Here is a 13,041-nt window from a genome sequence, read left to right as displayed (position 1 = left end):
GCTCGACAACGCAGATTACCCGAAAAGCGAGCTGGACCGGCAATCGTCGCGCACCGCAGCGTGAAGCGCTGGGGACCGGGCGAGGCGGGGGAAGGAGTGAGAGGTGGGGTGAGCTGATGAACCTGGATCCATCGCTCCCCCGGGAGTGAGCCGTGTCCGGTCGGGGGCTGACCGGCCGCCGCCGCTGCACCGGTGCGCCGCTTGCGGGGTGCTGAGCCGGGGGCGACCTCGCTGCGCGGCGATTCGCGCGGACCGGGGGCGTTCCGGCGCGGGCGCGCTCGATGGGAAGAGCGGCGCTGGAGGGTCAGAACGCGCCGCCGACCGAGAGCCCCGGGGTGTCTGGCCGCCCTGCGAACTGGTGGGTGGGGGCGACGAAGAGGCTCCCTCGCAGGTCGTTCGACGGGCTCTTGTCCAGCGCTCCGCGCGATCCGGAGTTCGTCGCGATGCCCCAGAGCATGATCGGGAGGCCGATGCCCATCGGGAGAAAGACGCCTGTGCAGAAGGCCGCGCCCTCGGTCTCGCACTTCGGGAGCCCCACCGCGAGGTTGAGGGCGCCGTACGCGGTGACGATGCCGCCGAGCACGCCGGCGGTGGAGCCGGGATGATCGATGTCCTGGATGTCGCTTCGGGCGATGGTCGCCTGTTCGCCCGAAGGCGTCTCGACGTACACGTCGTAGCGGTCGCCGCCGACGATCTTGGCCTCCACCGCGGGGCCGCTGGCGCGCGTGATGGTGGCGGTGGTGCCGCAGCCGGTCAGGAACACGAGCCCGAGCATCGACAACTTGATCGTCATGAACAACTCCTTCGGTTGAGGGGCGGTTGAAGGGGTGGCATCCGAGCGCCGCTCTGCTGCGCTCTCCGGGAGAGGACCCATTCAACGATTCTGCTCGAGGGATTCAGCAATCCCCGGGCCACCGCGCTCGGAGGCCGGAGGCGGCCTGATCCCGGCCGACCGCGGCGCCGGGCTGGCGCGCGGATGGATCGATTGGATCAACCTGCTTGATCAAACGATCAACCCCGGCATCCTGCGCGATGTCGGCCGTCGTGTTCCTCGTCCTGCTCCGGAACGTCCTCGGCGGCAGCCCGCACACGGAGATCGAGGTCGTCCCGCTCGACGAGCTCTGAAAGTGATCGTTCGATCTGGGCGATCGATCGTTCGATCGATCGCCCGGCCCGCTGGACGCCACCACGCGGGGGCGAAGGCCCAGCGCAGCAGCGGGCGCCGGTGCTCGCCATCTCCCGCGGAGCCCTGCAAGCGCACGGCACGGGATCCCCGGGCCACTCCGCCGCGAAGACCGGCGCGTCCGCGATGGCATGGGCGTTGCGATGACGAGGACGAGGACGATGACGCCGACGCGCGACGCTCACGCGCATGTCGGCAGACGCCGCGGCGCACAGCGCGACCGCGGGCATCGACCACCACACGCAGGCCTGGCAGCGAGGAAGATGCCGCCGTCTCGACCGGCGCGATCAACCTCGACGCCAGGCTGCGCCCCCCGCGCCGAGCACGCAGAAGGATGGATGAACAGATGAAATTCAGGTGGTTTCCTCTCGGATTGGCGCTCCTCTTCTCCGCCGGAGCGATGACGACGATCGGCTGTACGTCGCCCGTGGGCTCGCAGGACGAGCAGGCGGTCGGGATGGTCAGCCTGCCTCTCGTGACGTCGGCGGGAGGCGAGTTCCGCCTCCACAACGCCGTGTTTGCCATCCACTCGACGAACGGCGCTCACGCTGCCACCCTCGATTCCGAGGGCGATCCCGGCGCGGAGATGCTGACGGCGGCCCTGTTCCAGGGGCCTTACACGGTCCGCCTGGCGGACGGCTGGGAGCTCGCCAAGATCGAGCCGGACGGCACGGAGTCTCCCGTCTCCGCGGCGCTGCTCTCGCCGAATCCCCAGGCGTTCGAGGTCAGCGCGTCCGCGACGACGGAACTCTCGTTCACGTTCACGACCGGACAGGGATCCATCACCCTCGGCGATGGCTCGGTCGGCATCAGCTTCGATGTCGCCCCGAACGAGGATCGGGGGGAGTGCAACCTGGTCCCTTCCTATTATTATTATAACTACTGCCCGTCGGGGCAGACGTGCCTCCTCGCGGACTCGAGCGGCCGTACCTTCTGTGCGTCCCCGGGATCGCTGCCGGTGGGCTCTCCGTGCACCTCGGATCAGTGCGTCGCGGGCGCTCAGTGCCTCAAGGTGGATCAGGCCAACCCGGACCAAGGCTCGTGCGTCAAGTTCTGCCGCGTGAGCAGCTCGGCGTTCGGCGTTAACTGCCTGAGCCTCGGCCTCCCGGACAGCGACATCGGCTTCGAGGGGCCCGCGCCCGAGGGCACGTGCGATCTCCTGACCCAGACGGGCTGCGCCGCGGGCGAAGCGTGCCAGTACGCCGGCGGCAGCTTCGCGAGCTGCGGCCAGCCGGGCTCGACACCTCCGGGCGGGGCCTGCTCCGGGGAGACCTGCGGGGCCGGATACCAGTGTTATGGCGGCACGTGCAGGAAGATCTGTGACGCGCGCACGTGGTATGTCGGCCAGCCGGGCTGCTACTACTGCGACAACGTGGGGACCGGCAACGCCGGGCGCTGCTACAACTAAGGCGTCTCGGCTTCATCGGCGCCGCGCCGCGCGTGCTCCGCGGCCGCCGACCGGCACGAGCGCCCCGCGAGGCCTCTCGTCGCCGGACGGCGAGCCGCGGGAGCCCCCCGGCGCGGTCAGGCCAAGGTCAGCGCGAGCGCGCCCCTCCCCGGGTCGTTGCGCCGCTCCGCCCTCGTGGGCGACAATGCCGCGGGCTCCGACGCCCGCGCCCATGCCCTACCTCGTCGTCCGTGAACCCGGCCAGGTGTCGTACACGCTCCCGCTCCGCGAAGGCCTGCGCCTCGGCCGGAGTGAGCAGAACGACGTCGTGCTCGACGATCATCAGGTCTCGCGCTTCCACGCCCGGTTCACCCGATTGGAGCAGGGCTGGCTCGTCGAGGACCTCGGGTCGACGCACGGCACGCTGGTCAACACCGTCAGGATCACGACCCACCTCCTCAACGCCGGCGACCGCATCCAGGCGGGCAACACCCTGCTCGCGTTCCGCGAGGACGGGGAGCCGGAGCTGGTCCACCAGCAGGCCACGGCGGCCTTCGCGCCCTTGCGCCACGACAGCGATCGCCGCCTCGAGCTCGTCTACGAGCTGAGCCGCGCCGCCTTCGGCCTCGCGGACCGCGACGAGCTGCTCGGCAGGATGCTCCAGTCCATCCTCGACGCGCTCGGCTGCGAGCGCGCCCTGGTCGGCCTCGCAGAGCCGGGCGCGCGCGGCTTTCGCCGCGTCGCGCGGACGCGCGCGGGCGTCCCGGGGGCCGACGACATCGCCGTGAGCCGAACGCTCCTCGAGGCGGTCACCGTGCGGCGCGAGGGCGTCATCTTCCACAACACCGGGGAGCGCGGCGCCCCGAAAACCCTCGTGCGGGAGGGGATCCTGACGGCGATGGCGGTCCCGCTCCAGGCGGGCTCGCTCCTCCTCGGCTTCCTCTACGTCGACGCGCGGCAGCGGCCGGCGCTCTTCACGCCGCAGGATCTCGATTTTCTCCTGGCGCTCGGGCACCTCGCCGCGGCGGCGCTCGAGAGCGCGCAGCGCTACCGGCAGATGGAAGCGCTCGCCGAGGCGCTCGGGCCAGGCGGCCCGGCCAGCGAGCTGATCGGCGCGAGCGAGCCGATGCAGCGGCTCAAGATCCAGATCCAGAAGTACGGCGCGTCCACGGCCCACGTGCTCATCCAGGGCGAGAGCGGGACGGGCAAGGAGCTCGTCGCGCGCACGCTCCACAGCGTATCCCCGCGCGCGGCGGGCCCGTTTGTGGCGCTGAACTGCGCCGCGATCCCGGAGTCGATGGTCGAGAGCGAGCTCTTCGGCCACGAGAAGGGCGCGTACACGGGCGCCGCCGCGAAGAAGCGCGGCAAATTCGCGCTGGCCGACGGCGGGACGCTGTTCCTCGACGAGATAGGCGATCTCCACCTCGCGGCGCAGGCCAAGGTCCTTCGCGCGCTCCAGGAGGGGGAGATCCACCCGCTCGGCGCCGAGAAGCCGGTGCACGTCAGCGTGCGTGTCGTGTCGGCCACGCACAAGGACCTCTCCGAGGAGATCGCGCACAAGCGATTCCGCGAGGACCTCTACTATCGGCTCAACGTGGTGGAGCTGTCGGTGCCCCCGCTGCGCGAGCGCGGCGACGACATCGAGCTCCTGGCGCGGGCGCTGCTCCGGGCGGCGGCGTCGGGCATGGGCAAGCGGGAGCTGGAGTTCACGCCGGCCGCCCTCGCGGCCCTGAAGGCCCACAGCTGGCCTGGCAACGTCCGGGAGCTCCGCAACGAGATGGAGCGCGCGGCCATCGAGGCCGAGCTCCCGATCGTCGACCTGTACCACCTGAGCGCGCGGATCCAGAAGGGGCGCCAGGGTGCGCCGGGGGCGGCGCGCGAGGGCATGTCGCTCGTCGAGCGGTACGCGGCGCTCGAGCCGATGGAGCGGCAGCTCGTCGAGGAGGCGCTCAAGGCGGCGTCCGGCAACCTGAGCGAGGCGGCGCGGCAGCTCGGGATCACCCGGGTCATGATCAAGCGGCGCATCGATCGGTTCGGGCTCGGCTTCCGCGACGAGTGAGCGGGAGCAGCTCTCCGACCGCGCCGCTCTGGTCGCGTCAGAGGGCCTCCATCTCGGGCGGGGCTCCTGCAGGGCTGCTTCGTCGCGCTCCAGCGAAGGTGCTCGCGGTTCGTCACGGTCCGAGCGTGGATGATGGCAGGCGGATGATGGCATGCGAAGTGCAGCGTGCGAGCTCGGCGCGCAGGCTCGCGTGAAAGGGCGCCGCGGCGAGCGGCGGATCGGTCAGGCGTGTTCGACGCGGCCGACCGCCGTGGCAGCGGCTGCCCGTCCGGATCGCGGTCGTATCGCGAGCAGCGCAGCGGAGGGAAGCCATGATCGATCGTTACGAGCCGTCGATTCACGATGTCGATGAGGAGCAGCTGGGCACCACCGAGGGGAAGCAGCTGGCCCAGGGCCAGAAGCGCCTGATACTCTCGATCGTGATAAGCTACGCAGGTTAGCGCGAAGGGGCAGAGATCTCCCCGGGGGTGCTCATGTGTGTGGCGACAGTCTCCGTGGTGCTCATGGTGGACGGTGTGCTGAAAATCGGGAAAGCCCTGCGCTGGCCGACGTCCACCACCGCCATCAGCCTCGCCCTCATGCTCATTCCCCTCGTGAACCTGATCACGCTTCTCTGGGTGAACTCGAAGGCTACCAGGGCGCTCCGGCGGGCCGGGTACAGGGTCGGTCTGTTCGGGGCATCCAGGTAGAGGCCCCGAGGAGGGCGCGCAACGGGGAGCGCGAGCCGCCGGGCGAGCTGACATGGCCAACACAGGGGCTGAAGTGATGGTGCGGTCATCGATTCTGCCGAGCGGCCGCGAGGGGAGCTGAGGACATGGATCGAGAGTGCGGATACGCGGAATCCATCGAGCTTGTCTGCGCGCGTTGCGGGCCGGTGAACGCATCGAGGCAACAACGGACATCGGGCTTGGACGAGTCCCCCGCGGAGCTCCTGGTGCCGCCGTCGATCCCGGAGCTCATGGAGGAATCCAAGCGCGCCGAGCAAGCCTATTTCAGCACAGGAGAGACCGAGGCGCTGGACAGCGTCTCGGCGCATTGGGAGCACCTGCTGTTCCATACCGAGCTGCCGATCGATCGCAGGGGTGATCATGGAACGCACGTCAGGGAGGACTGGCGGCTCAGCGTCCGGGATCTCGCAGGCCGCTTGTTTCTCTGCAGGTACTTGGCACGCGGCAGTACGGGTGACCTGGAGAGGGCCCTGACGCTGTGGGCACAGGTGCTGGAAGAGGTCCCGATGGACTCTCCAGCCCGGCCGGAGCACCTGTTCAACCTGGGCGTCGCTTACCGCAAGCGGCACGATCGCACCGGTCAGATGACGGATCTGGAGGAAGCGATCACGCTCTACCGCGAGGCCCTCAGCGCCACCTCCCCGGAGTCGCCAGGCGCTACAGCATTTCTCAGCGATCTGGGCGCTGCCATCCACATACGGTACGAGCGCACAGGGCGGATGGAGGATCTGGAGGAAGCGATCGCGCTTTATCGCAAAGCATTCGATGCTGTCTCTCCCGACGCACCGAACCGGTGGGACACCCTCACCGCACTCTGCGTGTGCCTTTTTGAGCGGTACGGCCGCACCGGGCGAATGGAGTGCCTGGACGAGACCATCGTGCTTTGCCGCGAAGTCCTTGATGCGATCCTTCCGGACTCCCCGGATTGGCATGGGATGGTCGACCGCTTGGGCGTCGGCCTCCTCACACGGCATCGGCGCACCGATCGAACGGAAGATCTGGAGGAAGCCATCGCCGTACTCCGTAAAGCTACCGAGGCACCTACGGATGACACCAGCTTGCTGGTACACTGCGGCCACCTCGGCACCTGCCTTCGTGTGCGATACGCGCGCACCGGGCGAATGGAGGACCTTGAAGAGGCCATTGCGCTCTTCCAGCGCGTTCGCGCTACCATCGCAATCGACGCGCCGCAGCGGGCGATGATCCTGAATAACCTGGCCGTTGCTCTTCGCAATCGGCACGAGCAGACCGGGCGGATGGAAGACCTGCAGGAGAGCATCGCCCTCTATCGGTACAACATCGAGGCGACTGCGCCAGACTCTCCCGACTTCCCCACTTGCGTCTTCAACCTGGGCTACAGCCTTGGCGCGCGGTACATGCAGAGCCGGCAGATGGAGGATCTGCAAGAGGCCATCGCGATCACGCGTCAAGCTCTGGACGCCATACCTGTGGATTCCCCGGTGAGGCCGGCGTGGCTGAAGGAGCTGGGCCGCTGGCTGGAGCTGCGATACGAGGCCACGGATCGGGTCGAGGACCTCATGGACGCCAACGCTGTCCACCGCGAGGCTGCCAGGCTGCAACGCGAGTTGGATTCGGCAGCGGGGATGGATTCCGCGGTGGGGATTCATAGTGGATACACCGTCCCCAGAGAGGTTGCCTGCGCGCGATGCGGGCCGGCGACCGTGAGCATCCAGTTGATCTTCGACCTCGAGGCCATCCAGCAGCGGCCCGAGGTGGTGGACGCGATCCGAGACGGCACGATCCACCAGGTGGTCTGTCCTACGTGCGGGATCGTCCTCGGAGCGTTCGATGAGCCGCTCCTGCTCTACTGCGCCAGACCGGAGCCGACGCTCATCTTTTCGCCCGCACAGCGGGGCGCTGCGGGTGACCAGTCAACGGATGAGCGCAATCAAGAGGTGGCCGAAGCGCTGGTTTCATGGTGGCGCACGTCCGCGGGGGAGCGCGCGGCGGGCGCGAACCCAAGCATGGTCGAGATGCCACGGCCGCTTCTTCCCGTGGTTGTGGACGACGGTGTGGAGGTCGCACGGGCCAGGCTCGCCGAGGCGCCCGTCGACCCTGTGGCGGCCGCGGTGTTGCGGCTCTTGGATGCATGCTCGCCGGAGCATTGTTATCGAGTTCTCCTGGAGCATCCCGAGCTCGCGGGCGAGCGAGCCGAAGCGTTGCTCGTCGCGCGGCGGGACCGGCTACTCGAAGACGGTGACGAGCGAGTCGCCAGGGCATACGACAACGTCATTCGACTGCTTCGCCGCTGCCGCGAAATCGGTATTGGGGCTGCGATCCAGGAAATGTTCGGCTCGACGCCGGATGACGTGGAAGAACTCGACGCGATGATACAGGCGCCCCAGTCCATTCGGGACGGTGTCCGCGAAGCCGAGAGGCAGAAACGGCGCTATGCCCGTACAGGGGACATGGAGGCGCTGGACATGGCTGCCGCCTGCTGGGAGCGCGTGTTGTCCGATCCCGGGCTGGATCAGGTTTCCTTGCACGTGAAGATGTTGCTTTCGTTCGATGCGCACTTTCTCTTTCTCAGGAGGGGCGAGGCACGCGGAGAGAGAGCCGATCTGGATCGCGCGGTGACCGGGTTGCGCCACATGCTGTTAGCGCTGCCGTCGGACTCCTCGGTCAGGCCCCTGGTTCTCGCGATTTTGCCTGCCGGCCTGAAGTCACGATACACCAGGACAGCGCAGTCAGAGGATCTCGAGGAGGCCATCGCGCTCTGCCGTCAGGCCATTGCCACCAGCACCCCGGGCTCTCCGTATCTGGCAAGATTCCTTTACAACCTGAGCGAAGGGTTGCTCATGCGGCGCGCGCGTACGGGCCAGGTGGAGGATCTCGAGGAGGCCGTCGCCGTTTGTCGCCGGTCCCTCGATATGAACCCCACGCATCCCCGCGCGGTCGCCGGTCTGGCCGGGGCTCTTCACATTCGTCACGATCAGACGGGCAATCTGGAGGATCTCGAGGAGAGCATCTCGATCACCCGTCAGGCCCGGGACCCCTCCTCGCCGGATCGAGCTGCTTGCCTCAGTACTCTGGGCACCGGTCTGGTCACGCGGTACAACCGGCTCGGGAAAGTCGAGGATCTCGAGGAGGCCATCGCGGTCTTTCGGCAGGACCTGGACGCCATCTCTCGGGACTCTCCGGAGGTCGCCAACCGCCTCAGCAATCTGGGCGGCGCCCTTCAAGTTTGGTACGAGTGGACGTGGAGGATCGAGGATCTGCAGGAGGCCGTCGCGCTCTTGCGCCGTGCCGTGGACGCGAACCCCCTCGACGCCTCGGCCCTCAGCGCCCTGGGCGCTGCCCTTCGCAAGCGGGCTGAACGCACCGGCCGGAGGGAGGATCTGCACGAACGCGTCGCGCTCTTTCGCCGGGCCCTCGCCGCCAGCACCCCGGACTCTCCGCAGCACGACGCGTTCCAGCACGCGGTGCTCCTCAGCAATCTGAGCGTCGCCCTCGCCGACCGACACGAGGACACCCACCGGAGGGAGGACCTGGACGAGGCCGTCACATGCTTCGTTCGGGCCCTGGAGGCCGTCCCCCAGAATTCCCCGTATCGACCGAAACTGCTCAGCAAGCTGGCTAATTGCCTGAACGCCGTATACGTGCACTCGGGCAGGACGGACGCCGTTGCCCTTCAAGTGGCCATCGATGGCGGCCGTCAAGCTGTGAACAGCGCGTCCATGGGTGACCCGAAGCGCACGCGAATTCTGGGAACGCTGGGCAACAGCCTCAGGCACCAGTACAATCATACGGGGAGGATGGAGGATCTGGAGGAAGCCATCGCCGTATACCGCCAAGCCTTGGCTGTCACGTCGCCGGATCGCCTTCACCGGCCGGAAGCCCTTCTGAGTCTGGCTCGGGCTCTTCATACACGCCATGAGGCCACCGGGAGTATGGAGGATCTGCAGGAGGCCGTCACCGTCTGCCGCGAGGCGCTGGAGCTGAGTCGCACGCGCGACCCCGGCATAGGCGTATACAGCGCGTGCGACCTCGGGCGCTGGGCATTCCAGCGGTCGGCCTGGGAGGAAGCGGTAGCCGCCTACGGCGAGGCCATGACGATCATGGATACGCTGTGCGAGGCTCAGCTGCTGCGCTCCGACAAGTACCGTTGGTTGAGCTCGGTACAGATGCTCTACACAGACGCCGCATACAGCAAGGCACGGCTGGGCGATCTCCCGGGAGCGGTGCTGGCCATGGAGACCGGCCGCGCGCGCGTCCTCACCGAGATGCTCGATCGCACTCGCTCCGATCTCGAAGAGATCGAGAAACGGGCCCCAGAGCTCGTCCACCGCTATCGACAGATGTTGGCCCAGCTCCGCCACCTGGAGGGGGTGGCGGCCAGCGAAGCGATCGAGCAGACATCGGCGAAGCCAGAGCACGATGGACGCCTTCCAGAGCAGCTCCGCGCGGCCCGTGTCGAGCTGCACGCGACGGTCGAGGCGATCCGGGCGGCTCCTGGCGGCGCATCGTTTCTGGCCCGGCCTTCCTTGGAGGCCCTCTCCGCGGCGCTCGAGCCGGGCGTGCCCGTGATCTACCTCGCGACGACGTGGATGGGCGGGATCGCGCTGGTGGTGTCTGACGTGGCCGGTGCGCTGGACGTGACGCCGCTTTGGCTCGACTCGCTGTCCACGCCGGCCCTGGTTGAGATGCTTCGGGGCTCCAGAGACGAGCCCACGCCCGGGAGCTGGCTCGGGGATTACATGCAATGGCAGCAACGTCCGGACGACCCGCATGCCCGCGGTGCGTGGCACGAGCGGATCGAGCGAACGGCTCGCGCGTTATGGGACATGGCCATGGGCCCCCTGGTCGGGCTGCTCAAAGAACGCTTTCCCGAGAGCGAGCGTGCCGTGCTCGTCCCGAATGGGCTCTTGGCGCTCTTGCCGCTCCACGCCGCATGGACCGACGAGGACGGCGATCGGCGTCGTTGGGCGCTCGACGCGATGGCGTTTCACTACGCGCCGTCGCTGCGCACGCTCGCGCACGCACGCGACCTCGCCGGGACGAGCGGGCAGACGAAGCTCCTCGTGGTGGACGAACCGAGACCCACGTCGGCCTCGCCGTTGCCGAACAGTCGATATGAGGTCGATGCGGCCGCTGCTCGCTTCGCTGAAGGCGACGTGACGCGAATGGCCGGCGAGCTATGCCGCAGAGACGACGTGCTGGCAGCGATCGCAGACGCACAGGTATGCCATTTCTCGTGTCACGGGAAGAACGATTGGAGCAATCCACTCCAGAGTGGGCTTTTGATGGCAGACGACGAGCTGCTCACGGTGAAGGATCTTCTGGCGTTACGAGGCAGGCAGGCACGGCTCGCTGTGCTATCGGCGTGCGAGACCGGGATCGTGGGCACCGAAGTGCCCGACGAGGTGGTGGCGCTGCCCGCGGCGTTCCTGCAGGCCGGCTTCGCATGTGCCGTTGCGTCGCTCTGGTCGGTCTACGATATCAGCGCTTCGCTCCTGATGGCGCGGTTCTACGAGTTCTGGCTCAAAGAGCACCTGACGCCCGCCGTCGCGCTGCGGCGCGCCCAGATTTGGCTTCGCGAGCTGACCTCTCGCGAGCTGGCGGCGCACCTGGAGCAGCTCGTGCCCGAACTCGCGCCGCGGATGTCGCTGGATACCGCGGCGGCGCTGCACCTCCGGGCGCTCTTGCAGGACCCGGGCACCCGCCCGTTCGCGGCGCCGGTGCACTGGGCAGCGTTTTATCTCACGGGATCGTGAAAGGAGAACCATGTTGACTCTTCGCGACTGCGAGGTGGCCAAGTGAGCGCCAAGCCCATGGAAGACGGACTGCCTGTTTCCGGCGACCATGTCGCGCATTACACCATTCTCCGCGAGCTGGGGCGCGGTGGCATGGGCGCCGTGTTTCTGGCCCGCGATACCAAGCTAGATCGTCTGGTCGCGATCAAGCTCATGCTGCAGACCCGGCCCGATTTCGTCCGCCGTTTCATGATCGAGGCCCGCGCCATGGCGCGCTGCCGCCACGAGAACATCGCCGTGGTCCACGCGGCGGATGAGCACCATGGGAATCCCTATATGGTGCTGGAGTACCACGAGGGGCAGACGCTGCGGGCGTGGATGCAGGAGCGGACCCTGCCGCTGCGGCCCGATCAGGCCATGACGATGATCTTGCCGGTGACGCGAGCTCTCGAGTACGCCCATGGCCGCGGGATCATCCACCGCGATCTCAAACCCGAGAACATCATGGTCACCGAGTCGGGGGCGGTAAAGATCCTCGATTTCGGCATCGCGAAGCTCTTGGCCGATGAATATGGGACGACCGAGCAGGTCCAGACGGACGCGCCAGAGCTCTCCGCGGAGACGCAGCCGGTACACATCATGGGTAGTGCGCCCTACATGTCCCCCGAGCAGTGGGGAGCCGACGCGATCGACCATCGTAGCGACCTGTGGGCGGTCGGCATCATGCTGTTTGAGCTGGTGGTCGGCCGGCACCCGCTCGCGCCGCTCAGCCCGGCCGCGTTGGGCATGGTGCGCGCGCTGCACGTACCCATGCCAAGCGCACGCGCCGCCGATCCGAGCCTCGGCGCTCTCGCAGACATCATCGACCTCTGCCTGCGCAAGCACAAGCTCGACCGCATTCCGACCGCTCGTGACCTCTCGTCTCGACTCGAGCAGCTCGGGATACGCGACTGCGCCACGATCGACCGGCCCGACGCCGCGATCACCGCAGCCGCACGAGAGAGCGCGGACGCTGGCGGTCGCGGGACCAGCGTTGTCGCGGGCGAGCTGGAGTTCGCGAGCGTCGGCCTGGCGCGGGGCGCGGCCCCGTGGAAGGTGGTACCCGACCGGCCGGACACGTCGCCGTTCCAGAGGCGTTGCTGTCTCCATCTCCAGCTGGAGGGGACCGCCACGGAGGCCGACCTGGCGTTCGACGTGACCGTGCTCAACCTGGCGAGCCGTCCGGTAACGCTGACTCACGTCGGCATCGAGATCGTCGAGATCCTACCGAGCTTCGAGCGGATATCGGAGGTCCTCATGCGTTCGAGCACGCGAGGCATCCCAGCGGCGCACAAGGTGACGAAGCAGGATGTGTACGTCGTCGAGGGGCAGCAGATATTCAATGTGCTCAGGACCCATGTCGTGAAAGCGCTGAGACAGTCGACCGTGCGCGGGGGCACGACCGTGCAGGAGGTGGGGGGTGCCGTGGACGGAGGCGCCGCTTCGAACAAGCTCGGCGTGGGGAACGTCACGATTGGAGAGACCGTGTGGTGCCAGCTGGAGGACCCGGTCTACCTCGAGTCTGGCGCGCCCTACCGGTTTGGCATGACTGTTGACAATGTCCGGGAGCATCTGCCGAAGAACCTGATCGTCCGTCTCGCGACCCGCACGCAGCTGGGTATCTATCATTCAAACCCAATCGAGACGTGCGTGCCTTTCTGAGGCGACGGCACCGCCGTTCGTCCTCGTGAGCCCGGCGCTCACTGGAGGTTCGGCGGCGTCCACGTCATCCACCGACCGAGGTCGGCCTTCGCACCGTCGCTCTCGAGCAGGTTGGTGTCGTCGGTGCCGCCCCCGACGAGGAGCTTGTTCACGTACGCCTCCAGAATCGCCCTCTGCTGCGCGGGGAACTGGCAGTGCTCATGGCCGCCGAGTGATGATCCAACGGGAGCGTCGTCACCTTGTTGCCGAAGTTCGAGCCGAAGCTCTCA

General features: G+C 67.8%; 7 protein-coding genes. 6 read left to right on the top strand and 1 reads right to left on the bottom strand.

Features of this window, described 5'->3' with window-relative positions; translation table 11 throughout:
* Window positions 1-304: 304 nt before the first annotated feature.
* On the bottom strand, window positions 305-793 hold the full coding sequence (locus tag WME79_RS29120; RefSeq protein WP_437521399.1) for a hypothetical protein: 489 nt from the start codon (window positions 791-793) through the stop codon (window positions 305-307).
* Between the two features lie 206 nt (window positions 794-999).
* Here WME79_RS29120 and WME79_RS29115 point away from each other — a divergent pair, with 206 nt between their 5' ends.
* The 6 genes from WME79_RS29115 to WME79_RS29090 all read left to right on the top strand — a co-directional run bounded on the left by WME79_RS29115 (window position 1,000) and on the right by WME79_RS29090 (window position 12,772).
* Window positions 1,000-1,125, top strand: coding sequence for a hypothetical protein (locus WME79_RS29115; RefSeq protein WP_437521397.1), 126 nt, complete (start codon window positions 1,000-1,002; stop codon window positions 1,123-1,125).
* 404 nt (window positions 1,126-1,529) lie between these two features.
* Window positions 1,530-2,591 (top strand): hypothetical protein, encoded by a 1,062-nt coding sequence (locus tag WME79_RS29110; RefSeq protein ID WP_437521395.1) that lies wholly within the window; start codon window positions 1,530-1,532, stop codon window positions 2,589-2,591.
* 211 nt (window positions 2,592-2,802) lie between these two features.
* The gene (locus tag WME79_RS29105) at window positions 2,803-4,629 is read left to right on the top strand and encodes a sigma 54-interacting transcriptional regulator (protein ID WP_437521392.1); all 1,827 of its coding nucleotides are present in this window, start codon (window positions 2,803-2,805) and stop codon (window positions 4,627-4,629) included.
* A gap of 311 nt (window positions 4,630-4,940) precedes the next feature.
* Complete coding sequence (locus WME79_RS29100) at window positions 4,941-5,069, top strand: hypothetical protein (protein WP_437521389.1); 129 nt, start codon at window positions 4,941-4,943, stop codon at window positions 5,067-5,069.
* Window positions 5,070-5,587: 518 nt separating this feature from the next.
* Window positions 5,588-11,092, top strand: coding sequence for a CHAT domain-containing protein (locus tag WME79_RS29095; RefSeq protein WP_437521387.1), 5,505 nt, complete (start codon window positions 5,588-5,590; stop codon window positions 11,090-11,092).
* A gap of 42 nt (window positions 11,093-11,134) precedes the next feature.
* Window positions 11,135-12,772 (top strand): serine/threonine-protein kinase, encoded by a 1,638-nt coding sequence (locus tag WME79_RS29090; RefSeq protein WP_437521384.1) that lies wholly within the window; start codon window positions 11,135-11,137, stop codon window positions 12,770-12,772.
* The last annotated feature ends 269 nt before the right edge of the window (window positions 12,773-13,041 follow it).

Origin of the sequence: Sorangium sp. So ce726 (genome assembly GCF_051521405.1) — a bacterium.
Taxonomy (GTDB): domain Bacteria; phylum Myxococcota_A; class Polyangia; order Polyangiales; family Polyangiaceae; genus Sorangium.
The sequence above is the reverse complement of the archived record's forward strand: the minus strand, read 5'-3'. Positions and strand labels throughout refer to the sequence as shown.